A 21,654-nucleotide genomic window follows, 5' to 3' on the forward strand; every position below is an offset into this window, starting at 1 on the left:
CGACCGTGGCGCAGGGCGCGGCGCCAGCCCAGCGGTCCCTGGCCGAACCCGCCTTGGGCCCGCCGAGGAATCCACGGGTACCTGATGGGACCGACCCCGCCCGGCCCGCAGCGTCCGGCCGCCACCGTCTGCCGCTGCGACCACCTTTCACGGAACGAGGGAGAAGTAGCTCTCCTCTTCCTGCCGGAAGTGCAGGCGCAGGACGGCGTGGAGTCCGTACAGGCAGGCGGTGAGGTCGTCGATCTGCTCGGGCTGCAGCGAGCCCTGTTCGGCGGCGAGGTCGAGGTGGGTGGTGATGCGGCGGGCGAGGCGGTCGATCTCGGTGTGGGCGCGGCTCATGGTCTCGGTGGCTTCGGGGCCGCCGAGGCGGCGGGTCAGGGCGGGGTAGAGCTGGTGCTCCTCGGCGTGTTCGTGCGGGAGCAGGCGCTCGGTGAGGAGTCGGTTGACCTCCCGGACGGCGGCGAGGGCCCGCGGGCCGTGTTCGGTGCTGAGCAGCCCGGCCGCGTCGCGGATGAGGTCGAGGGTGTCGCGGAGGTCCTCGTGTTCGGCGGCGAAGCGGTGGATGAGGTCTTCGGTGTCGGGTTCGAGCGGCGGCCGGGCTCCGCGGGCGGGCAGCAGGGCGCGCAGTGCGTTGAGGATCACCACGACGTCGATGGCCTCCTGGAAGAGGGCGCCGACGGCCGGCGGCAGCAGGCCGAACAGGGCGGCGACCATGGCGAGCAGCGACAGGGCCATGCCTCCTGCGGCGCTCTGGACGGCGATGCGGCGCGCCCGGACGGCGATCTCCATGGCCTCGGAGAGGCGGTCGACGCGGTCGGTGGTGAGGACGATGTCGGCGGCTTCGGAGGAGGCGCTGGAGCCTCGTGCGCCCATCGCCACGCCGATGTCGGCGGCGGCCAGAGCCGGCGCGTCGTTGACGCCGTCGCCGACCATGAGGGTGATCGCCCGGGCGGATTCGGCGCGGACGGCGGCGACCTTGTCGGCGGGTGACTGGCCGGATCTGACCTCGTCCAGGCCCAGGACGACGCCGACTTCCCGGGCGGGCTCGGGGCGGTCTCCGGTGAGCATGACCAGTCGGGTCAGTCCGGCCTCGCGCAGGCGTTGCACGGTGTGCGGGGCGTCGAGCCGCAGCGGGTCGCGCAGCAGGACGGCTCCGGCGAGGGTGCCGTCGACGGTGAGCCAGGCGCAGGCGGCCCCGTCGAGGATCGCGCGGTTGTCGACGGCCCGTGCCCAGGCGGGGAGGGCCGCCGGTGCGAGGTCGGTCTTTCCGACGGTGAGCCGGTGGTCGTCGACGGTGCCGGCGGGGCCGCGCCCGGGTTCTTCCGTGGTGTCGCGGGGGAGGGAGAGTGCCAGGTCGCGGGTGCGTGCCTCGTGGAGGATGGCCTGGGCGAGGATGTGGGTGGAGACCTGGTCGAGTGAGGCCGCCAGGCGGAGCACCTCGGCCGGGGTGCGGCCGGGGGCGGCGGCGACTTCGAGGACGCGGGGGCGGCCGGCGGTGAGGGTGCCGGTCTTGTCGATCACGAGTGTGCGGGCCCGGCCCAGGTTCTCCAGTGCCACGCCGTCGCGGACGATGACTCCTCGTCGTGCGGCGCGCGACAGGCCGGAGACGATGGCGACCGGTGCGGCCAGCAGCAGCGGGCAGGGCGTCGCCACCACCAGGACGGCCACGGCGCGCGTGGCGGAGCCGCTCAGCACCCAGGCCAGGGCGGCGAGCACGAGGGACAGCGGCAGGAACCAGGCGGCGTAGCGCTCGGCGAGGCGCACGGTAGGTGCCCGCTGCGCGCCGGCCTGTTCGGCGAGGCGGACGATCTCCGCGTAGGTGCTGTCTTCGGCGGTGGCGGTCGCCGTGATCTCGAAGACGCCGCCGGCGTTGACGACGCCGCTGCGCACGGTGTCCTGGATGCCGCGTTCCAGCTGTTCGGACTCGCCGGTGAGTACGGACTCGTCGAGTACGGCCGTGCCGTCGCTGACCAGGCCGTCCACCGGGACCACGTCGCCGGGCCCGACGACCAGCACGTCGCCGACGAGGACTTCGGTCAGGGGGACGACGGCCACGTCCGGGCCCCTGCGGCGGCGGGCGGAGCGCGGCGCGTGTTCCAGGAGGGCGCGCAGGTCGTGCGAGGCGCGGCGCTCGGCGGCGGCGTCCAGGGCGCGGCCGGTGGCCAGCATCAGGGCGATCAGGGCACCCGCCAGGTACTCGCCCACGGCCAGGGTGCCGACCAGGGCCAGGACCGCGATCAGGTCGACGCCGGCCCGCCCCTCGGCGATCCATGACGGTCCACTCAGGCGGAAGGGCTGACCGTGGGCGGCGTCAACGGGACGGCGCTCGGCGCCGGGCGCGGGATGACGGTCCTGCGCCGGCGCGGGACGTGTGCGGGCTGCAGCGCCGAGCGATGTGCATCCGGCTCCAAAATACCCCTCCAGGTATATTGGAAGCGAAGGGGACACCCTTCTCCTGAGTGATCGCGAGGAGTTCATCCATGTGTCGACGTACCACGTGCCGCACCTGCGGCAAGGCCACCTACGCGGGGTGCGGCATGCACGTCGACCAGGTGCTCGCCGGAGTTCGCAAGGCCGACCGCTGCAGCTGCGACCGGAGCGCGGCCAAGGGCGGCGGCTTCCTGGCGAGGCTCTTCGGCCGCCGCTGACCGGGCGAGCGGGTGCCATGTGATCGGGCCGTGCCGGGAGCCCCGGCCCGGCCCGCCCCGTGTCCACCCGCAGGTGCTGCGCCGCAGTGCGGCGGCAGCGGCCCGCGAGGACATGCGGTTCGGCCGAGCTGCGCCGTCCACAGCCTGCGCGCTGGTGGCCGCGTGTCGACTGCCTGCGCGCTCGCGTCGTGCCACGCCGGGACCGCCGGTGGCGGGAGCACTGAACCGCGCTCCCGCCACCGGCGGTCCGGTCGGTCAGCCGTGGGAGAAGGTGACCTTCGGCAGGACCCGGTCGAGCCGGGCCGGGGTGTGCCAGGCGGCCCGGCCGGTCAGCCGGAGGACGACCGGGAGCAGGACGAGGCGGACCAGCGCGGCGTCCAGGAGGACGGCGACGCCGAGGACGATGCCCATCTCCTTGGGTGGCAGCGGACCGGACCGGACAGGGCGAAGGTGAAGAACACCGCGACCATGACGCCGGCCGCCGCGAATCCGGTGCCCAGGTGGCCGACCGGCCGAAGGGCTACGCGTTCTCGCGGCTTTCCGGGAGGTCTCCACTTCCTCGGTCGTGCCCCGAGGATCGGGGGAGCCAGTCCCGTCAGCCTGGGGTCACCCTGACGGGTTATCTGCACGGACACAGTAGAGATCGGGTTTCAGGCTCGAACACGCAGGATCGGGGGATCCTGTCGTGACCCGCGTGCGGGTTCACCGTCGGACGTGCCGTCAGACGGTCTGGGGGTGTCGGCGAGGCGAGCCGGGCTTCGCTCCGGCAGAGATATCGCCATTCGTGTGGCGCAACGCGGCGCGCGTCGGCTTGTGTGAACAGGTCGCGCCGGATTGTCTGGGTCGCGTCAATCGGCATGTCCGCCGTCAGCCAGAACGTCCTCTGGCGGGATTCCAGGAGCCATCATGCGTACACGAAGCCTGTCCGTCGCGGCCGCAGCCGCCATTCTCGCCCTGGTCCAGCCGGGCATCGCCACCGCGGACAGCGACCCCAGCACCACGGTCACGTTCACCGTCACGAGCGGCGCACTGACGCTGTCGGTGCCGGCCGGCGCCAGCCTCGGCTCGGGAGCGCCCGGCACCACGATCAGCGCACCGATCGGCCCCTGTACCGTCACCGACGACCGCGCCCTCCTCTCGGCCTCCTGGACGGTGACCGCGGCGGAGACGGACTTCGCGAACGGATCGTCGACCATTCCCGCCGCCGATGCCACCTACACGGTCGGGACGGTGACGACGACCGGAACCATCACCGCCACCCCGACGAACGTGACGCTGAGCAACTCCGCGCAGACGGTGCTCACCGGGAGCGCCGGTGTCGGAGACAACACCGCGAGCTGGAACCCGACGGTCGCCGTGAACGTGCCCGCCGGCGCCGTCGGCGGAACCTACACCGGAACGCTGACCCAGTCCGTTGCCTGACGGAATGAAGGGTGTGCGCCGGTTCTGGGTTCTCCTGCCGATGCTGGCCTTCGTGCAGGCCGCGGGGGTGATGCCGGCGGCGGGGCAGGCACCCGGGGCACCCTCCCCCCGGGACCCGGCTGCGGGCAGGAGCATCGCCATCAAGCTGCTCGACGCTCCGGAGAACCGCCGTGCCGATCCCAGAGCGCACGCCTACATCGTCGACCACCTCGCACCCGGCTCGACCATCGAACGGCGGGTGGAGATCACCAACGAGTCGTCCATGCCGATGCACGTCGACGTCTACGCCGCGGCAGCCACCATCGCGAAGGGTGAGTTCACCTTCGCGCCGGAGCGCACCCCCGACGAGCTGACCGGCTGGACGTCGTTCGATGCGACGGACCTTGAGCTGGCAGCCTCCGAAACGGCGCGGGTGCGCACCACCATCCGAGTGCCCGGGGACGCCGTCGCCGGGGAGCGATACGGCGTCATCTGGGCGCAGACGAGCGCCCCCACGGATCGCTCGCACACTGTGACGGTGCTGGGCAGGGTGGGCGTCCGCATGTACGTCGACGTCGGTCGCGGTGACGAGCCACCCTCGGACTTCACGATCGAACGGCTCTATCCGGCCCGAGCCGGCGACGGGCGAGGAGAGGTTCGCGCCCGGATCCACAACACGGGGGGTCGCGCCCTGGACATCAGCGGGACACTGTCCCTCCCCTCCGGGCCGGCCGGACAGCACGCCGGACCGTTCTCGACCGCCAGGACGGGCGCCACACTGGCTCCAGGCGACCGCGGGGAGGTGGTCGTCCCAGTGGACGCAACACTGCCGAACGGCCCGTGGGCCGGGGAGCTCACGCTCGGAAGCGGCCTGGTCCAGCACAACGCCCGCGCCACCATCACCTTCCCGTCGACTCCCGGCAGCGTCGGAGCGGACGCCGTGTCGGTCGCCCTGCAGGGGGACTTCCCCACCTCGTTGGTCGCCTGGCTTTCAGCCCTCGCCCTTGCCGCTCTCTGCCTTCTGCTCTCCAGGTTCCTCCGGCGCCGTCGATGACGACTCCGACCATGACCCGCCCTCGCAGCCGGCTGATCTGCTTCGTGAGCGACGTATGACGGTCCTCGTCGAGCGCGTCACCGCTCCTTCTGCGCCGGCCCCATCCTCGCCGGTGTGCCGACGTCGGCACACCTCCCGTCCGCCCCCGGCCGTGCGGATGCTTCACGTAATGGTCCAGTCACTATGAGTATCCACAGCTTGTTCCCGACGGTTGGAAGCGGAGATGTCGGTGTTCGGACACGGGAGAGGGCGGGCCGGAGCAAGCCGCGGCACGGGAGGTGCGGGCGGCATGTTCCGATCCTGGCTGAGGATGCGGGCCCGGAGGGCGGGGGCGGTCACGCTGACCGGGCTGGCCGTCCTGGCGATCGTCCTGGCCACAGCCTGGACGGCGACGGTTCAACCCACCTACGTCGCCCAGGTCGGCGACGCAACGACGCCGGTGGTCGAGCCTTTCACCGCCATCGGCCTCACCAAACCCGGTGGCACCACCACGGGCCCCGGCAGCACTGTCAGAGCCGGCAGTGTCGGCACCACCGGCCTCGCGTTTACGGTCATCCCAGTCGGCCTGACCATCGCCAAGAGTCACACGGACCCCTTCATCCAGGGCGAGGACGGCGTCTACACCATCACGGTGGGTAACCTCGCGACGGCCAGCCCGACCAATGGCACCACGGTCACCGTCCACGACCGCCTTCCCGAAGGTCTTCGGGCCGAGAGGATCACCGGCGCGGGATGGACCTGCATTCCGGCCGCCCTCACCTGTACGCGCAGCGACGTCCTGCCTGCCGGTCAGAGCTACCCACCCATCACCCTGAAGGTCGATGTCTCCTGCCACGCCCGTGAGCGGGTCACCAACATCGCTACCGTCACCGGGGGAGGTGACAGCACCACCCACACCGCCACCGACCCCACCACGATCAAGCGCCACGGGCATGACGACGACGGGCACGGCGGCCACGACGGGCATGACGACGACGGGCACGGCGGCCACGACGGGCATGACGACGACGGGCATGACGGCCACGGCGGGCATCATGACCACTGCGACGGCCCCGACCACTGGTAGCACTCGGCCCGCGTGGACGGACGACCCCTGCGAAAACGGCCTCTTCCCGTCGGCCGAAGGCTGAAGCCTGCTGCAGAAGGCCGTAAGCGGGCAGGCCGGCGCCGGCCGGCGTCAATATCTGACGATCCGTCAAGTCGGCTGCGATCGTGTGCCCGTGTCGTCTCGACGGCCGATGAACGGTGCCGGGCCGCAGCCGAGTCCACCGTCACAGGTTCGGCTCGCCGTGCAGGCCGCCGATCCGGGTGACGCAGCAGTTCGAGCTCCGGCCGGTGGCGGCGAGGACCGGCTGGGCAGAGGTGCCGTCGTGGTGGACGTGGAAGCCGTGGCTGGACCCGGGCGCCACGCCGCGGCCCGCTCGACGGCGGCGTAGGGTCGTGGTGTGAGCGGTAGTGACGCCGGTCCGCGGTTGCGGCTGGCCGAGCTGGTCGCCGCGCTGTCGTTGGGCGTCGACCTCGGCTTCGGCCAGCCGATGGAGCACGTGCTGCGCCAGTGCCTGATCGCCCTGCGCCTGGCCGAGCGGATCGGCCTGGACGACGAGGAGCGGGTCGCCGTCTACTACACGGCACTCTTGGTGAACGTGGGTTGCCACTCGGATGCCCACGAGCAGGCGAAGTGGTTCGGTGACGACATCGCGTTGAAGGCCGGCAAGTACCGCTACGAGCAGCGCAGCCTGGCTGGTGCCGTCGCGGCGGTGCGGCTGGTCGGGTCGGGCAACCCGCCGCTGCACCGGTTGCGGGTCGGGCTGGAGTTCGCCCTGGGCGGTTTCCACGAGGTGGACCGGATGATCAGCGGCCATGCCGCCCTGGCCACCTCGCTGGCCGGGCGACTCGGACTGCCGGACTCCGTCCGGCGCGCGGTGGCCGCCTCCTACGAGCAGTGGGACGGACGCGGATGGCCCGGGGAGGTCAAGGGCGAAGCCGTACCGATCGCGTCGCGCCTGGCGCAGCTGGCCGAGTTCACCGAGGTCGCGCACCGCGTGGGCGGCACCGCGGCCGCCGCGGCGCTGGCCGGACGGCGCGCCGGGTCCCAGTTCGATCCCCGTCTCGCTGCCGTGCTGTGCCGGGACGCCGAGACGGTGCTCGGCGAGCTGGACGCGGTGCACACCTGGGAGGCGGTGATCGCCGCCGAACCGGCGCTGCGGGTGTGGCTGGGCGGAGAGCAGTTCGAGCAGGCGCTGCTGGCCGTCGCGGACTTCGTCGACCTGAAGTCGCCCTACACCCTGGGACATGCGCGGGCCGTGGCCGAGCTGGTGGACGCGGCCGCCGCCGGTCTGGGCCTGACCGTGGAGCAGCGGGCCCGACTCCACCGGGCCGCGCTGCTCCACGGCCTGGGACGCCTGGGCGTGTCGAACGCGATCTGGGACAAGCCCGGGCCGCTCGGCACGGGCGAGTGGGAACGGGTACGCCTGCAGCCCTACCTGACGGAGCGCATGCTCTGCCAGTCGCCGACGCTGGCACCGCTCGGGGCGATCGCCGTGCAACACCGGGAGCGGCTCGACGGCTCCGGCTATCCGCGCGGACTCACGGCGCCCGCCATCTCCCGGCAGGCGCGGATCCTCGGCACGGCGGACGCCTACCGCTCCATGATCGAGCCACGGCCGCACCGGGACGCGCTGACCGCACCGCAGGCCGCCGCCGAGCTGCGCGCCGAGGCCGCGGCCGGCCGACTCGACGCGGAGGCCGTCGCGGCGGTGCTCGCCGCGGCGGGGCATCGCGTTCCCCGTCGAACCGCTGGACCTGCCGGTCTGACCGGCCGCGAGGTCGACGTGCTGCGGCTGCTGGCCCGCGGCCTGTCCAACAAGGAGATCGCGAGCCGCCTGGTCATCTCCCCGAAGACCGCCCGCAACCACGTCGAGCACATCTACGCCAAGATCGACACCTCCAGTCGCGCCGGCGCATGCCTCTTCGCCCTGGAGCACGGCCTGCTGCCGCAGGCCGAGCCGGCCACCGCGTGAGGACGCCGCGAAAGACGCGAAAGATGGGGCAACCGCCCCACGCGACACCCGCCCCCGGTCCGTAGCGTCGAAGGTGTACCGGGCGGGTGAGCCCGGTGGTGAGGAATCGAGGCAGCCATGAGCATCCACACGGCGTTCTTCGCACTGGTCTACGACCGTGCCATGGCCCGGGCCGAGGAGGCGGGGCTGCGCGAGCGGCGGCGCCGGCTGATCGCCCGAGCAACCGGTGAAGTCCTGGAGATCGGTGCCGGGACCGGCGCCAACCTCGAACTGTACGGCCCCGACGTAGTCTCCCTGACCGCTACCGAGCCCGAAGCCGCGATGCTCCGCCGACTCGAACGGCACGTCCGGGAAGCGGCACCGCACACCACCGTGCTCCGCGCCCCGGCCGAGGACCTCCCGTTCGAGGACGACAGCTTCGACACCGTCGTCTCCACCCTGGTCCTGTGCGGCGTCGCCGACCAGCCGCGCGCCCTGCGCCAGATCGGCCGAGTACTGCGCCCTGGCGGACAGCTGCTCTTCCTCGAACACGTACGCTCCCGAGACCCGCGGCTCGCCCGTACCCAGGACCGCTTCAACTGGTTCAACCGCCTGCTGGTCTGCTGTGAATGCAACCGCCCGACCCTCGATTCGATCGAGGCTGCCGGCTTCGAAGTCGGGTCCGTCGAGCACGGCGAACTGCCCAAGGCGCCTCCGTTCGCCCGCCCGCTCATCCTCGGCACCGCGCGGTGGCCGCAGAAGGTCGACACCCCGAGCCGGCACCCGCACGGAACCACCAGGACCCGAACCCGTGAGGCGCCCTGAGGTTTCCGGAGAAGGACCGCGCAGTGGATACCCCGGTTGTCGAGCAGCGGATGCGCGCCCACGCCTTCGCCGCCGTCGGAGTCTCCCGCCGCACCGTCGACCGGTTCGCGAGCGGTGGCCGACTCGGGGGCGGGCACCGTCTTCAAGGGGGCCAAGCGCACCATCGACGCGGTGCCGGCCTTGCGGGACCGGGTGTTCGCCCGGGTCGGCGAGGACCGATCCCCCGCCGGGGAGGGGCCCGCCCGCCACACCCGCTCGCCGACTCGCAGACGGCAGCGTGCTCAGCGACACCGGTCCGCCCCCTGCACCGGGCGGGGCGCCGGACTCGATCCGATAGCCCCAGACCGGATGCGCGGTGTGGACGACCGGGTGGGCTCGGATCGCGACCTTTTCCAGGTCGAGGTCGCCTGCGTGCGGAACGAGCCCGTGCGGGGCGGCCATCGCTCGGAGGTCGGCGCGCAGCTCCGCCTGCTCGTCGGTCACCAGCCACGCGTCGAGGCGGGGCGGTGGTTCGGCTCCGGGCCTGCCGTCGAAGGCCACGACGGCGGGCCCGAAGCACATGGGCCGCCCGGCCCTATGCGAGGCGGCAGTCGGACACAGTCCGTGGGCGCCGTCGACGCGGCCACCGCCGTCCGCTGTCGGACGACGGTGGCGCTCTCGTCTCGCTCCGCCTGCTCGCGGAGGGATGGCGGAACATCAGCCATAGGGGACCACCGCGAGTGGGCAGTCGGGACATGGTGGATTCACCGAGGTGCTATTCGGCTCGGTGAATCCGCCTGGTCACCCGGACAGTGCTGGGGCCGTTCGGCCCTGGTGCCGGGCGGGGGCGGGAGTACCGTGGGAATCGGCCTGCAGGGCGAGCGAGGGAGTTCGGCCGGATGGCCCCGGGCGATGGGCGGAGGCTCCGCGCGGGGCGGTTGTCGACGGTCGGGCTGAGAGGCTGGAAGGTCTGTGAGACCGGAAGGCGACCTCCACCACCTGATCCGGACAATGCCGGCGAAGGGAGCCCACCTTGCAGGTTTCCGTCTGCCCACACGACACTGCTGCAAGACGCGATCAGCGGGACGGCGACGAGGGACGGCGCAGCGTCCGATGGGCCTCGCCGAGCGCCGCTTCGGTCATGGCCGGCCCGTGGGGAGCGGCGGACTCCCCGGCCACACTTCGAATGCCTGTGAGATCCCCGCCGGTGGTCCGGCGCGGAAACGCGCGCGGATCAGCGCATCGACCTTGACGACGGCATCGGTTCGACCGCTGAGTTCCACTTTCACCGGGTCGGCGTCGGCCTCGGCGAGGGCGACCGGCTGTGCGGCGGCTTCTTCGATCGGCGCCGACGTGTCCACCTGCCAGCGGCCTCGGACCACCTGATCGGCGGGTGAGACGTAGTCCCCTGCTGTGCTCGCACCAGGGACGGTGATCAGCCGGTACGACTGTCCCACCGTGTCGGCGACCACGTTGGCCGTGGGTGGTGCACCGGAGATCGACATGTGCACCATGGCGCTCGGTTCCCGTGAGCCACTGGTACTGGTCATCGCTCTCCTCCGAGGTCGGCTCCTCTCCCAGGATCTGCCAGCGCGAGGCCCCCCGCATCCGTTCAGGAGTCCCGCTCCTGCTCGCGATCGCCGGCGGCTCTACACGACCGAAGCACGTACGGGCGCCACAGTACGCCGCTTCGTGTCCTGTTCGGCGCCCTGGCTGCGGGATCCTCTGCGGTGTAACGTTTTGATCAAGCAGTCGTGGTTCCGAAGTTCTCGCCCGCGGTGACATGCCGTGGGCGTTCCTGCTGTTCAACGCCTCTCCGGACCAAGGCGATCACCTCCGGGCCCGCACCAGTGGGACCCGATCAGCTCTCACGAAGGAGAAGCGCATGGCTACCGGCACCGTGAAATGGTTCAACGCCGAAAAGGGCTTCGGCTTCATCGAGCAGGACGGCGGCGGCCCCGACGTGTTCGCCCACTACTCGAACATCGACGCCCAGGGCTTCCGTGAACTCCTGGAGGGCCAGAAGGTGACCTTCGACGTGGTGCAGGGCCAGAAGGGCCCGCAGGCGGAGCACATCCGCCCCGCCTGACAACAGCGCATGAGTGGGCGCCCCGCACGTACCCGTGTGCGGGGTGCCTCTGCGTCTCCGCCCCTCTTCGCCGGACACCGCAGGCTGGCACGGGCTGCGCGCTGGGCGGCTTCCGTGCGGTCGAGCTGGCCGGGGCTCACACCTGCCGAGTGCATCCGTGTGCCGACGACCGGACGCACACAGCGCCGGTCCGGGCCACCGTGGGGGTATGGGTCTCATGACCCACGCGGTGGTCGCGGTCGGCCGCGACGCGACTTTCCGGGAGATCCTGGAGACCCTTCAGCTGGAAGGTCAGCGCCGTCCCGGTGCTGGCCGGCGACGGCCGGGTGGTGGGCGTGGTGTCCGAGGCGGACCTGCTGGCGGCCGAGGACCGCGAGAAGGGCAATACCGACGGGCTGACCGCCGCCGGCCTGATGTCGGCGCCCGTCGTCTCCGTCCATGCCACGAGTCCGACCGCCGAGGTCGCCCGGGCCATGGCTCGCGGCCACTTCAAGCGGCTCCCGGTAGTCGACGCCGAGGACTGTCTGATCGGCATCGTCAGCCGCAGCGACCTCCTGAAGGTCCATCTGCGCACCGACGAGGACCTCGCCGACCAGGTGAGGTTCGAACTCCTCGCCGTACTGAAGCCCGAACACGCCTCGGCTGTCGACGTCCGTGCGGAGGAAGGTCGGATCACCCTGAGCGGGACGCTGCCCGACGCTTCACTACTGCCGGTGATGGAACGGTTGGTGCGCGCCGTCCCCGGAGTGGTGGACGCCGACGTCAGGCTCGTCGCACCCGACTGAGACGGCTCCATCGTCGCCCCCGCGGATGGGGCGGGCCCGCTCAGCCCGGGTAGCGAACCGTTCGTTGCCGCGCCTTGATCGACCGGCGGACGCTGTCGGTGAGCGCACGCAGCCGCTCGGAGATGACGGCCGGCGGCTGCTGCGGGTCGACGATGCGGCGGGCGGCGTCCGGGAGTTCGGCGAGATCGGCGTCGAACATGGTGCGGGCTTCGGTGAGTGACCGGGCCGGGCAGGTGCGGCGGCCGTTCGCCATCACGGTCTCCAGCAGCGGCCGGGTGCCTGTCGGCGCAGGCTCGTCGACCAGTGCGACGGTGTCGGCGAATCCGGGCGCTCGGTGAACCTGCTTGGCACCGGGGGCGGTCACTTTGCCGGTGGAGAGTTTCATCATCGGCCGGCCGTCGTAGGCGACCAGTTTGTAGGCCGCGTCCAGGTACGGCGCGTCGGCGGCCACCCCGACCAGGGTCCCGACGGCGAAAACATCGATCGGCGCGCCCGTGCGCACCAGCTCCTCCACCGCGTACTCGTCCAGCCCACCGCTCGCGGTGATCCTCACCCCGGGGAGCCCGGCCTCGTCCAGGATCCGCCGGGCGGAGACGGCCAAGGACCCGAGGTCGCCGCTGTCGAGCCGCACCGCGCAGCCCTCGTGCAGCCCGAGCTCGCGCAACACCCGGGCGGCGACCGTCACGCCGGCCGCCGTGTCGTAGGTGTCCACCAGAAAGGTCACCGGGCCGGGGTGGGCCCGGGCGAAGGCCCGGAACGCCTCGGCCTCGTCGCCGAACGCCTCGATGTACGAGTGCGCCATCGTGCCCACCGCCCGCAGACCGTACCGGCGCGCGGCAGCCACATTGCTCGTCCCGACGAAGCCAACCAGCGCACCCAACCGGGCCGCCTGCTCGCCCGCCGACACGCCATGACTGCGGCGCAACGAGAAGTCCACCACCGGCCGACCGGCCGCCGCGAGCACGCACCGCGCCGCCTTGGACGCCACCGCCGTCTGGTGGCACACCTGGTTGAGCAGGAACGACTCCACCAGCTGCGCCTCGGGCAGCGGCGCTGTCACCTCCAGGATGGGCTCGCCGGCGAGCACGATCCGCCCCTCGGGCACGGCCCGCACCTGGCCGGTGAAGCGCAGTCCGAGTAGCGGCTCCAGGTCCCGGTACGGCCGGCCGAGGGCGGCGGCGAAGGCCGCGACGTCCTCCTCGTCCACCCGCAGCTCGGCGAGGAAGTCCAGCACCGGCTCCAGGCCGGCCGCCACCAGGAAGCCGCGGCCGGGCGGGAGCTTGCGCACGAACAGGTCGAACGTCGCCGGGGCGGTCATCTGCTCCCGCAGATACGAGTGCGCCATCGTCACCTCGTACAGATCGGTGACCTGAACTGTCGACATCGGTTCAACCTCCGGCTGCCAGGGCCGTGGACTGCGGGGTGACCGCCCGCCGGTTCGAGTCCGGTACCGGCAACTCCGCCGGTACCGTGACCGCGGTGGTGCCTCCCGCCGAAACCCTGACCTGTGAGACCCGTCCGCGCGGGGCGATTGCCCGGGTACTCCGATCTCACGAAGCGGACGCTTCCGGGCCGTCTCTTCCCTGCCCGCAGTCGCCCGTGGATGATGGGGGTCCTGTTTCGAGTACGAAGTGAAGGCTGGTGGACCATGAGTGACCACGTCCATGTGCGGCTCCGCGAGGGGCTCGGGGTGAACGATGACGGTGACCTGGTGGAGCAGTTCGCCTGTCGCTGCGGTGCGGTGTGGGCGAAGACCTACCCGCTGGAGAGCGGTCAGCCCGACCAGTGACCGGTGACACGGCCCGGCTCATTGGAGGCCGGCGGTGGCCGTCAGTCTGCCGAGCTGCGGACGACCACGACCGGGCAGGACGCGTGCTGCACACAGTACTGCCCGACGGAGCCCAACAGGGCGCCTTCGAAGCCGCCGAGCCCGCGATGGCCGACGACGAGCAGGGACGCCTGCTCCTCGGCGGCGGCAAGCAGGACCCGGGCCGGGGTGCCCACCCCGACCCTGAGCCGGATGTCCACCGGCGGCGCGCTACCCACCACCTTCCCGACGTTCTCGGCCAGTACCCTGCGCGCCACCTCCGCAAGGTGCGCCTCCTCGCCGACCGGTACCGCGCTGCCCCACCCGGAGAACGGCGGCTCCCAGGCCATGACCGCCTCCACCACGGCGTGGGTGAGCTCGGCCTGCCGCACGGCCCAGCGCAGAGCCTGTCGGGACTGCTCCGAGCCGTCCACCCCGACGACGATCTTTCCCTCGAGGGCCGGTTCCTCAGCCATGGCCTCGTCCTTCCGATCGGCTGACATCGACATCCGACCAGGCGGCCGCTCCACATGGGCGCTTGCCGTCGGGTTGCCGGGGGCGGATCCGCCGAGGGGCCCGTGGCGGCATCGCCGAGCAACGCCCCCTCTTCTGCAGGATCCTTCTCCCACGCCGGGTTCGCACGCGGACCCGGCGGGCCCGCCCGGATGTCCCGGCCAGGTGGACCGATCGGCCCTGCCCCCCGCGGCCGGCGCGACGGGATGATGGGCGCGGAGGCTCGAATGCACCAGACGATCACGCCGAGGCGCTTTCCCGCCCGGCATCCGACGGGCCGGGCCACACCCGGGCCGCCGCGCGAGCCGCCGAAGCCCGCCCCCACCCCTCCACCGGCCTGGCGGCGCTGGCTGCTGCCCGCCGCGATCGCGATCGCCCTGCTGCTCATCCTGCTGTCCCGCAGCCCGTCGGGCAGCGGCACCCACTACAGCTACAGCGACTTCGCAGGGAAGGTCGACGCGGGCCAGGTCCAGACGGTCGAGATCACCGATAAGGGAGCGATCACCGGCGAACTCAAGGACGGAACCAAGTTCACCACCCAGATCCCGACCGCCCTGGACAGCAGCGCACTCACCACCCAGCTGAAGTCCCAGCACGTGGAGATCACCGCCAAGCAGAGCAGCAGCGGCAGCTCGTTCCTCTCGGTTCTGCTGATCTTCCTGCCGCTGATCCTCATCGGCGGACTGTTCCTCTGGTCCGGACGGATGGCGAGCCGGGCCATGACCGGAGGTCTCAGCGCGATCGGCCGCTCACGCGCGAAGATCATCGAGGCCGAGCGCCCGAGCACCCGGTTCGTCGACGTCGCCGGCTACGAGGGCGTCAAGCAGGAGGTCAGCGAGGTGGTCGACTTCCTGCGCAGTCCCGAGCGCTATGCCGCCGCGGGGGCGAAGGGCCCGCGCGGCGTGATCATGGTCGGCCCGCCCGGCACAGGCAAGACCTTGCTCGCCCGCGCGGTCGCCGGAGAGGCCGAGGTCCCGTTCCTGTCGGTGACCGGCTCGGCGTTCGTCGAGATGTTCGTGGGTGTCGGCGCCTCCCGGGTGCGCGACCTCTTCGACGAAGCACGCAAGAGGGCTCCCTCGATCATCTTCATCGACGAGATCGACGCCGTCGGCGGCCGACGCGGCGGCGGCACCAGGCTGGGCGGCAACGACGAACGCGAGCAGACCCTCAACCAACTGCTCGCCGAGATGGACGGCTTCGACCAGTCCACCGGCATCGTCGTCCTCGCCGCCACCAACCGCCCCGACGCGCTCGACCCGGCGCTGCTGCGGCCCGGCCGCTTCGACCGCCAGGTCACCGTGCCACTGCCCAACCAGGCCGAACGCTCCGCCATCCTCTCCGTCCACGTTCGAGGCAAGACGCTGGCACCCGACGCCCCGGGGCCCGGGGGCTCGTGGCGGGCAGCTCGGTAGGGTCTGCCGTGGAGAGCCGGGGGAGAGGGCCGTTCGGCCCTGGTACGCGTGAGGGTCGCGCGTAGCGTGGGAAGTGGCCTGCAGGGCGAGCGAGGGAGTTCGGCCGGAACGGTCCAGGGTGGTCAACTGTGCTGTCCTGGACTGGATTCGACGGTCGGGCTGAGAGGCCGGAGGGGGTCGACGAGACCCCGACGGCGACCTCCACCACCTGATCCGGGCAATGCCGGCGTAGGGAGCCCACCTTGCAGGTTCGGCCTGGGGAAGGGAACAGGGCGCGGGTAGCAGCCCCGCAGTTGACCTGCGGGGCTGCACCGGTGGACGGGACCCGGAGCGTGTCCGCCGGGCTCACGTGGGGGCGTCAGGGTAGCGGAGGAGGGCTCCGAGGCCGTCGTCGAGGGGCAGTTCGTCGTGGGGGATGACGATGAGGTCCGCGCCGGTGCCGACAATCGCGCGGATGAGTGCGGCGTCGGCCGGTGCCTCCCAGGAGGAGCTGATGCCGAGGGCCTGCATTTCACCTTGGGTGAGGCCGAGCTGTTTGGGTGCGACGCCGACCCACAGCTGTCGTTCCAGGTCGAAGGGGTCGTTGATCAGGACGGCTTCGGCCCGGCCGTGGCGCAGGGCGGTGACGGTGGCGGCGAGGCCCTCGACGGCACCGCTGCGGCGGGCGCGGCGGGCCAGGAAGCGCTGGGTGTTGGCCTGGTCGCGGGCGGACAGGCGGCCGTGGAACAGGTAGGCGATTTCGCCCTCCATGAGCGCGCGTTCGGGATCGGTGTCCCAGCCGTCGCTGTCGATGGTGACGATGCGCTTGCGCAGGCGCTTGGGCAGTTCCCGGGTGAGGGTGTTGCGGGCCCAGTGGTCGCCGGACAGGACGATCGTCTCGGCCTCGCTGCAGTCGGCGAGGCCGGCGAGTTCTTCGGCGACCTCTGCGGCGGCCTGTCGCCATTCGGAGGCCGCGCGGTGCCGGGTCAGGTGGCCGGGGGCGACCCTGGCGACGGGCCACCGGCCCGCTTGGAGGTCGACCTCCAGCTCGGAGGTGAGTGCGCCGCCCGGTCGGGCGACGCGGTGGACGCTGACGGCGGCGTAGGGAATGTCGGGGGCGTGCTGGAGGGCGAGCGGCATGGCGTCGGGGACCATCGTGAACCGGGCGCCGTCGCGGGGTGGCGGCTCGGGCAGTTCCTCGGCGAGCGCGAGGCGGCCGTGGGCGGCGAAGACAGCCTGGCCGTGTCGGCCGGGCAGATCGCGGTCGGTGCCGACGACGTGGGTGACCGCGCCGGTGGTGGCGGTGTCGGCCCCCTGGGCGGTGAGTTCGGTCGCCAAGTGCCGACGGCGTAGGTCGATGGCCCGGTCCCGGGTTCGTCGAGGTCGCGTGAGGTGTCGACGTCGGCACAGGCGTAGGGGCCCTGTCGGGCGTAGAGCGGTCCGAGGAAGGTGAGTTTCATGGCCGTCCGCTCCTGGGGGTGGTCAGAGTCCTTGGGCGAGCAGGAGTTCGTGGGCCAGGCGGGCGGCGCGGCCCCCGCGTTCGGGGTCGGGCTCCTGGTCGGGAATGTCTTCCAGTCCTTGGAGGAGGGCGCGCATGGCCTGGCCGAGAGCCTGGACCTGGGTTTCGAGCAACTCCAGGCGTTCGACGGCGCTTTCGAGGTCGTGGCCCGGCGGGTGGAAGGCTTCGGCGGTCGGTGGTGGGATCGGTCATGATCGGCTCCCTCGCTGAGTGATTCCGCCGGTGGGTCACTCGGCGGGTGTGATGAGGCCGTAGTGGCCGTCGTAGCGGTGGTAGAGGACGTTGCCGCGTTCGGTGACGTCGTCGGTGAAGAACACGAACGGCTGTCCGCCGGTGTCCATCCGGCGTTTCGCGTTGGCCACGTTCATCCGCGGCGCGGGGGTGGGGCTGACGGTCAGCTGGACGGCGGTCGTGCCGATCTGTTCGGGGTGGGGACGGACCTGGGCGAGACGGTAGCCGGTGGGTGCGGCGCGGTAGATGACGCTGTCCTCGCCGGTGACGAGGTCGGTGAAGAGGAGGAAGTCGTAGTCCATGGTGTCCAGCTCGAAGGCGGCCTCGTCCGGCGTTTCGCGGGCGAGGGAGAACGACTTGTGGCGGATGATCTCGCGCTCGTCCGCCGGACGGGGATAGTGGGCGGGGCGGTGCGTGGGTTCGGACCCGTGCCGCCACTCGTGCTCGCCAGCTCTGGGCGTGCCACCGCGTTGGGCCTCCCAGTGCCTCCGGAGCCGGGCCAGCTTCAGGGCCAGCAGGTCGTGCAGCAGGTCGATCGCCTCGGGCATGGTCCCCGCCGCCACATGGGCGCGGGCGGCGCGGCCGTTGACGTCCAGGCTGGCCTGGGCGAGGCAGGGGCGCTCGGTGGCGGGGTTGTGCATGCGAGTGAGCCGGATCCGGACGGACAGGACAGGTTCGCGCGCCTCGTCCAGGAGCGCGAGCACCTTGGTACGGGCGAGTTCCGCCACGCCGGGCTGAAGGTCGCCTTGGGCCTCGACCTGGATCTCGGGTGTCTGCGTGGGCATCGGTCGATTCGTCATCGGGTCTTCTCCGTTCGTCGGGTACCGGTGATGGCGGGTGTCAGCGGTAGCGGGTCAGTCCGCCGATGCCCTGGGCGGGCGCACAGGGCATGCCGGGCGCGACGATGCGGACGTCGGCTCCGGTGAGGAGTGCGGTTCGGACGGCGGCGTCGGCCAGTTTCGTCTCCACCAGCGGTCCGGCGTCTGCTGCGAATGCGGTGCCGAGGTCGGCGATGTCGGTGGGGTTCGGGCCGAACCAGGCTGTGTGGTGGGAGGCGGGGTCGTCGGTCACCAGGAGGGTGCGCAGTTGTCCGTCGGCGAGGGCGCGCAGGGTCCCGGCGATGCCTTCCACCGCGTGGCCGCGAGGTAAGCGCTCCTCGGAGTACCGGCGGAGCAGGGCCGCCGTCTGCTCACGCCCGGCGCGGCAGGTCTCGGTGTCGACCTGGGCCATGCGCTCGGGCCAGGCACCGTCGGGGCTGCGGCTGCCGCTGACCGGGTGGATCGACACGTTGTTGCGGACCCAGGTGGGCAGGTGCTTGGTGAGGTACTGGCGGGCGCGGACGTCACCGGCCAGCATGAGGTCGTGCGCGTCCACCTCGGCCAGGGCGGCGCCTAGGGCTTCGGCGACCTTGGCGGCGTTGTGCTCCCAGGAGTCCGCGGCACAGTCCCTGCCAGCGCTCCTCGGCGTCCTGGCCCATCTCCGGGCGCGGGTCGAGATCGAAGTAGACCGACAGGAAAGGGCCGGGCGCGGCGAGCAGCTTGCGCAGGACCTCGGTGCCGATCTCGGTTCCGGTTGTCATACGAGTCCTCCTCGGGCGGGACGAAGGCTCCCCGGGGGTCTCGGGATCCGATGCGACAGCCCGAGTCGTGGTCCGGCCGGAGAGCACAGCGTGTTCGGCCGAACTCGCTACCGTACCGGCCCGGCGCGTGACCGGCCCATCGGCGAACCGCCCTGCAACCGACGCTAGTTCGTTCTGCTCCTGGCCGCGATGGGCCACCCGGCCCAGCAGCCGGCGCCACCCGGCCCACAGCCGACGGTGCCGCGAACCACAACCGGGAGGCAACTCGCGTGCTCCACGCAGTGCAGACTTACCGAGCCCAGCAGCGCGTCGGTGAATCCGCCGTGACCCGGGCTGCCCGCGATCGGCAGGTCGGCACCGCAGGACCGATCCAGCAGCACCCGGGCGGCGTGGCCGGGCACCGCGATCTGCCGGATCTCCACCGGCGGCTGTGGCCCGGCGAGCTCCTCGACCACCCGGGCCAGGACCTGTTCCGCGGTGTGATGGAGCGGGAGGGCCGGGTGCCGTCATGGCGCAGCCGCAGAGCGTCGGAAAGACCCAGGCGATCACCGCGTCCACGACGGCTCTGGTCAGCCGCTCCGGCCCGCGCGGCCGAACCCGGCTGCTCTGGCACACGTCACTCCCGGTAGCGGGCCGATCCGGGACCGGCCGACAGGGCGGTCGGCATCAGGCTGACCCGGGTACCGTCCTGAACCGCATCATGCGAATCAGCTGATCAGACAAAGCGGCTGCCGTGGTGGGAGGTTGCTCCCATCGCGGCAGCCGTAGTTGCGCAGCAGGATGGAAGGAGATGCCCGGACGAATGAGGAGGTCTGAGATGGCCGGCGAGATACTCCACAGGCGATCGCACTGGTGGCCTCCATTCGCGGAGTTGTTTGAAGACTTCCCCGTCGAACTGCGGATGGGGGAGCACATGATCCGCGTCGAGGAGTCCGAGGAGGACGGGGCGTACGTGGTCAGGGCCGAGCTACCGGGGATCGACCCCGCGAAGGACGTCGAGATCACGGTCGAGGGCGGCGTGCTGACCGTCCGTGCGGAGCGCACCGAGGAGAAGAAGGAGAAGCAGCGCTCGGAGTTCCGTTACGGCTCCTTCACCCGCAGCGTCCGGCTGCCTGAAGGCGTGAACGAGCAGGACATCACCGCGACCTTCGACAAGGGCGTGCTGACCGTGAGGGCCCCGGTGGGCAAGGTCGAGAAGCAGGCCCGCCGGATCGAGATCGCGCGCGGACCTGAGGCGTGACAACGGGCTCGGTGCGGTGCGGGGCACTGCACCGATGTCTTCGTCGCCCTGTGCGTTTTCCTGGCCAGGCGACAGCGGTGGTGAGCTGAATCCGCGGGACGGCTGGCCGTCCCGTCCGGGTGATGCCCTCGACCGCGGAGACCTTCATGTCGTCGAGGCGTACCCGGCCCTGCGTGTGGTGGCGGCATGCGGCGTGTCGTGCAGGAGCCGGCTCGTGGTGAGCAGCAGCGCGCTGCTCGGACCGGTGATGTCGTTGTCGGCGGCGGTTCAGCCCAGTGCCCCCCCAGCCGGGCGGAGGGGGCGGATTCCGCATCGGGGACTGCCTGTCGACGGCGCTCACTCGCTTCTCCGGCCGGAGGAGTGAAGAGATGTCGACGGAGAACACGGGCAAGTACTCGGTTGGGCCCCGACTGGCGCACCCCGGAGACACCGGGCGGCGCGTGACCGAGCGCAGACAGCAGCTCGGTCTCAGCCGCGAGGAGGTGGCCGAGCGAGCCGGCGTGGCGGTCGGGTACGTGGAATTCGTCGAGTCCGGCCTTGTAGTAGCGGGGCAGCAGTTAACGCTGAGATTGATCATGGTCTTGGGTCTCAGGCGGACCGGGCGGCCGTAGCGGCGCCCCCAGCCCTCGTCGACCAGGCCGGTCAGCAGGTGCGAAGCGGTCCGGGCCACTTCTTCCAGCGCGGCGCGGACGGCCTCGGTGACCAGTTCCAGCCGGGTCAGGTCACGTGCGGCGGCCAGGACGTGGGTGGAGTCGGTGCGCTGCGTGGTGAGCTCGCGCACGAGTCCGGCCTCCTTCGGACGCGGGAGTGCCAGATCGAGGAGCCGGTCGGCGCGGTCATCCAGGGCCAGGCGTTCGCGGAAGTCGGCCAGCACACTGTGGTGGAAACCGGGATCGTCCAGTTCCATGGCCATGGCGTACTTGAAGTCGATGCGCCAGCGGACCGCTTCGGCTGCCTGCCGGTCCGACAGGCCGAGGAGAGTGCGGATCGCCGGGATGTGCTGGGCGATCGAGGAGTGCTTTCAGTCCGCGAAGAACGAGTGCGGCCTGGACCAGTACGAGGTCCGCCGCCACACCGGCTGGATGCGGCACATCACCCTGGCCATGCGAGGGACGGGCTCATGATGACCGCCCCTGACGGAGCACCAGCCCACTGCACTCACCGCGCAGCCTTCTGAACAGGCAAAACGTCGAAGTCTTGCTGGAGTACTAGCGCGGTGGGGACCTTCCGCGCAGAAGTTTCGTCTCGCGACTCACTGATCTGGTGTCGTCCCGGCTACCGTCCGCCCTGCGCCGGCTGAGTTCTTGAGTGATGATCAGGTCGCGCCGTAAAGCTCGGCGCGCTCGGCGAGGGCAGGTCGCTGACGTGGCTGCGCAAGACCACATTGGCGATCACAGTCGGTCACCAGCGGGCTGGGTTCCTCGGGAACCGGCGACAGTTGAATACGCGAGTCCACCAGTAAGCCGAGCAGCGTGGATGTGGAGGACTGGGAAGAGCGGTAGGGCGGAGCCGGCTCAGGTGTTGCCTTACGCTGGGTCACGGGCGCGGCTTTCCTTCCAACCTGGCGGGCGGGCCGTTCTTGCCAAACTTGGCG

General features: G+C 71.5%; 24 protein-coding genes, 2 pseudogenes and 1 riboswitch. Of the genes and pseudogenes, 14 read left to right on the plus strand and 12 right to left on the minus strand.

All coding sequences use genetic code 11. The features are described 5' to 3' along the window. Positions 1 to 147 precede the first annotated feature (147 nt). The gene (locus ACIGG8_RS24300; protein WP_396550813.1) at positions 148 to 2,286 is read right to left on the minus strand and encodes a heavy metal translocating P-type ATPase; all 2,139 of its coding nucleotides are present in this window, start codon (positions 2,284 to 2,286) and stop codon (positions 148 to 150) included. A 194-nt stretch (positions 2,287 to 2,480) separates the two neighbouring features. Between ACIGG8_RS24300 and ACIGG8_RS24305 the strand changes: the two genes are divergently transcribed. After that, positions 2,481 to 2,648 carry a hypothetical protein gene (locus ACIGG8_RS24305; RefSeq protein ID WP_360508679.1) on the plus strand — a complete coding sequence of 56 codons (168 nt, stop codon included), beginning with the start codon at positions 2,481 to 2,483 and terminating at the stop codon, positions 2,646 to 2,648. 255 nt (positions 2,649 to 2,903) lie between these two features. On the opposite strand, the gene ACIGG8_RS24310 is transcribed toward ACIGG8_RS24305, so the two are convergent. Then, positions 2,904 to 3,059, minus strand: a complete 156-nt coding sequence (locus ACIGG8_RS24310; RefSeq protein ID WP_396550641.1) for a hypothetical protein — start codon at positions 3,057 to 3,059, stop codon at positions 2,904 to 2,906. A gap of 495 nt (positions 3,060 to 3,554) precedes the next feature. On the opposite strand from ACIGG8_RS24310, the gene ACIGG8_RS24315 reads away from it, so the two are divergent. The 3 genes from ACIGG8_RS24315 to ACIGG8_RS24325 all read left to right on the plus strand — a co-directional run bounded on the left by ACIGG8_RS24315 (position 3,555) and on the right by ACIGG8_RS24325 (position 6,169). After that, positions 3,555 to 4,070, plus strand: a complete 516-nt coding sequence (locus tag ACIGG8_RS24315) for a hypothetical protein (RefSeq protein WP_396550642.1) — start codon at positions 3,555 to 3,557, stop codon at positions 4,068 to 4,070. Between the two features lie 40 nt (positions 4,071 to 4,110). Next, complete coding sequence (locus ACIGG8_RS24320) at positions 4,111 to 5,103, plus strand: peptidase (RefSeq protein ID WP_396550643.1); 993 nt, start codon at positions 4,111 to 4,113, stop codon at positions 5,101 to 5,103. 289 nt (positions 5,104 to 5,392) lie between these two features. Continuing rightward, complete coding sequence (locus tag ACIGG8_RS24325; RefSeq protein WP_396550644.1) at positions 5,393 to 6,169, plus strand: hypothetical protein; 777 nt, start codon at positions 5,393 to 5,395, stop codon at positions 6,167 to 6,169. A gap of 205 nt (positions 6,170 to 6,374) precedes the next feature. Here the strand turns inward: ACIGG8_RS24325 and ACIGG8_RS24330 are convergent, their stop codons facing one another. Continuing rightward, on the minus strand, positions 6,375 to 6,512 hold the full coding sequence (locus tag ACIGG8_RS24330) for a hypothetical protein (protein ID WP_396550646.1): 138 nt from the start codon (positions 6,510 to 6,512) through the stop codon (positions 6,375 to 6,377). Positions 6,513 to 6,548: 36 nt separating this feature from the next. On the opposite strand from ACIGG8_RS24330, the gene ACIGG8_RS24335 reads away from it, so the two are divergent. Further along, positions 6,549 to 8,123 (plus strand): HD domain-containing phosphohydrolase, encoded by a 1,575-nt coding sequence (locus tag ACIGG8_RS24335; RefSeq protein WP_396550647.1) that lies wholly within the window; start codon positions 6,549 to 6,551, stop codon positions 8,121 to 8,123. 117 nt (positions 8,124 to 8,240) lie between these two features. Next, a complete protein-coding gene (locus tag ACIGG8_RS24340) occupies positions 8,241 to 8,927 on the plus strand; it encodes a class I SAM-dependent methyltransferase (protein WP_396550648.1) in 687 nt (228 codons plus the stop codon). Positions 8,928 to 10,045: 1,118 nt separating this feature from the next. Here ACIGG8_RS24340 and ACIGG8_RS24345 read toward each other — a convergent pair. Continuing rightward, positions 10,046 to 10,456, minus strand: a complete 411-nt coding sequence (locus ACIGG8_RS24345; protein WP_396550650.1) for a hypothetical protein — start codon at positions 10,454 to 10,456, stop codon at positions 10,046 to 10,048. Positions 10,457 to 10,791: 335 nt separating this feature from the next. On the opposite strand from ACIGG8_RS24345, the gene ACIGG8_RS24350 reads away from it, so the two are divergent. Continuing rightward, entirely contained in the window at positions 10,792 to 10,995 is a 204-nt protein-coding gene (locus ACIGG8_RS24350; RefSeq protein WP_230048148.1) for a cold-shock protein, read from the plus strand. Between the two features lie 305 nt (positions 10,996 to 11,300). Beyond that, positions 11,301 to 11,780, plus strand: a complete 480-nt coding sequence (locus tag ACIGG8_RS24355; RefSeq protein WP_396550652.1) for a CBS domain-containing protein — start codon at positions 11,301 to 11,303, stop codon at positions 11,778 to 11,780. A 40-nt stretch (positions 11,781 to 11,820) separates the two neighbouring features. On the opposite strand, the gene ACIGG8_RS24360 is transcribed toward ACIGG8_RS24355, so the two are convergent. Next, positions 11,821 to 13,164 (minus strand): nicotinate phosphoribosyltransferase, encoded by a 1,344-nt coding sequence (locus tag ACIGG8_RS24360; protein WP_396550654.1) that lies wholly within the window; start codon positions 13,162 to 13,164, stop codon positions 11,821 to 11,823. A gap of 264 nt (positions 13,165 to 13,428) precedes the next feature. On the opposite strand from ACIGG8_RS24360, the gene ACIGG8_RS24365 reads away from it, so the two are divergent. Further along, positions 13,429 to 13,569: a hypothetical protein gene (locus tag ACIGG8_RS24365; protein WP_396550656.1), complete on the plus strand. Its 141-nt coding sequence runs from the start codon at positions 13,429 to 13,431 to the stop codon at positions 13,567 to 13,569. A 41-nt stretch (positions 13,570 to 13,610) separates the two neighbouring features. On the opposite strand, the gene ACIGG8_RS24370 is transcribed toward ACIGG8_RS24365, so the two are convergent. Then, the gene (locus tag ACIGG8_RS24370) at positions 13,611 to 14,063 is read right to left on the minus strand and encodes a universal stress protein (protein ID WP_396550658.1); all 453 of its coding nucleotides are present in this window, start codon (positions 14,061 to 14,063) and stop codon (positions 13,611 to 13,613) included. Between the two features lie 264 nt (positions 14,064 to 14,327). Here ACIGG8_RS24370 and ACIGG8_RS24375 point away from each other — a divergent pair, with 264 nt between their 5' ends. Beyond that, positions 14,328 to 15,512, plus strand: coding sequence for an ATP-dependent metallopeptidase FtsH/Yme1/Tma family protein (locus ACIGG8_RS24375; RefSeq protein ID WP_396550660.1), 1,185 nt, complete (start codon positions 14,328 to 14,330; stop codon positions 15,510 to 15,512). 81 nt (positions 15,513 to 15,593) lie between these two features. Beyond that, positions 15,594 to 15,764, plus strand: a riboswitch (TPP riboswitch). A gap of 93 nt (positions 15,765 to 15,857) precedes the next feature. Here ACIGG8_RS24375 and ACIGG8_RS24380 read toward each other — a convergent pair. Further along, complete coding sequence (locus ACIGG8_RS24380) at positions 15,858 to 16,829, minus strand: hypothetical protein (RefSeq protein ID WP_396550662.1); 972 nt, start codon at positions 16,827 to 16,829, stop codon at positions 15,858 to 15,860. A 153-nt stretch (positions 16,830 to 16,982) separates the two neighbouring features. On the opposite strand from ACIGG8_RS24380, the gene ACIGG8_RS24385 reads away from it, so the two are divergent. After that, a complete protein-coding gene (locus ACIGG8_RS24385; RefSeq protein WP_396550664.1) occupies positions 16,983 to 17,204 on the plus strand; it encodes a hypothetical protein in 222 nt (73 codons plus the stop codon). 33 nt (positions 17,205 to 17,237) lie between these two features. Here ACIGG8_RS24385 and ACIGG8_RS24390 read toward each other — a convergent pair whose 3' ends face one another. The 3 genes from ACIGG8_RS24390 to ACIGG8_RS24400 form a co-directional block, all read right to left on the minus strand. Beyond that, complete coding sequence (locus tag ACIGG8_RS24390; RefSeq protein WP_396550665.1) at positions 17,238 to 18,026, minus strand: sigma 54 modulation/S30EA ribosomal C-terminal domain-containing protein; 789 nt, start codon at positions 18,024 to 18,026, stop codon at positions 17,238 to 17,240. Between the two features lie 55 nt (positions 18,027 to 18,081). Continuing rightward, positions 18,082 to 18,738 carry a hypothetical protein gene (locus ACIGG8_RS24395; protein WP_396550815.1) on the minus strand — a complete coding sequence of 219 codons (657 nt, stop codon included), beginning with the start codon at positions 18,736 to 18,738 and terminating at the stop codon, positions 18,082 to 18,084. A gap of 246 nt (positions 18,739 to 18,984) precedes the next feature. Next, complete coding sequence (locus tag ACIGG8_RS24400; protein ID WP_396550817.1) at positions 18,985 to 19,284, minus strand: universal stress protein; 300 nt, start codon at positions 19,282 to 19,284, stop codon at positions 18,985 to 18,987. A gap of 407 nt (positions 19,285 to 19,691) precedes the next feature. Here ACIGG8_RS24400 and ACIGG8_RS24405 point away from each other — a divergent pair, with 407 nt between their 5' ends. Beyond that, entirely contained in the window at positions 19,692 to 20,060 is a 369-nt protein-coding gene (locus tag ACIGG8_RS24405; protein ID WP_396550667.1) for an Hsp20/alpha crystallin family protein, read from the plus strand. A 368-nt stretch (positions 20,061 to 20,428) separates the two neighbouring features. After that, on the plus strand, positions 20,429 to 20,671 hold the full coding sequence (locus ACIGG8_RS24410; protein WP_396550668.1) for a helix-turn-helix domain-containing protein: 243 nt from the start codon (positions 20,429 to 20,431) through the stop codon (positions 20,669 to 20,671). A gap of 269 nt (positions 20,672 to 20,940) precedes the next feature. Here the strand turns inward: ACIGG8_RS24410 and ACIGG8_RS24415 are convergent. Continuing rightward, positions 20,941 to 21,069, minus strand: a pseudogene (locus ACIGG8_RS24415) (transposase); the annotation flags it as partial. Between ACIGG8_RS24415 and ACIGG8_RS24420 the strand changes: the two are divergent. After that, positions 21,041 to 21,166: pseudogene (locus tag ACIGG8_RS24420) on the plus strand (IS701 family transposase); the annotation flags it as partial. The pseudogenes ACIGG8_RS24415 and ACIGG8_RS24420 sit on opposite strands and share 29 nt — an antisense overlap. 209 nt (positions 21,167 to 21,375) lie before the next feature. On the opposite strand, the gene ACIGG8_RS24425 reads toward ACIGG8_RS24420, so the two are convergent. After that, the gene (locus tag ACIGG8_RS24425) at positions 21,376 to 21,600 is read right to left on the minus strand and encodes a hypothetical protein (RefSeq protein ID WP_396550670.1); all 225 of its coding nucleotides are present in this window, start codon (positions 21,598 to 21,600) and stop codon (positions 21,376 to 21,378) included. Between the last annotated feature and the right edge of the window lie 54 nt (positions 21,601 to 21,654).

It is taken from the genome of Kitasatospora sp. NPDC085464, assembly GCF_044541955.1.
GTDB lineage: Bacteria > Actinomycetota > Actinomycetes > Streptomycetales > Streptomycetaceae > Kitasatospora.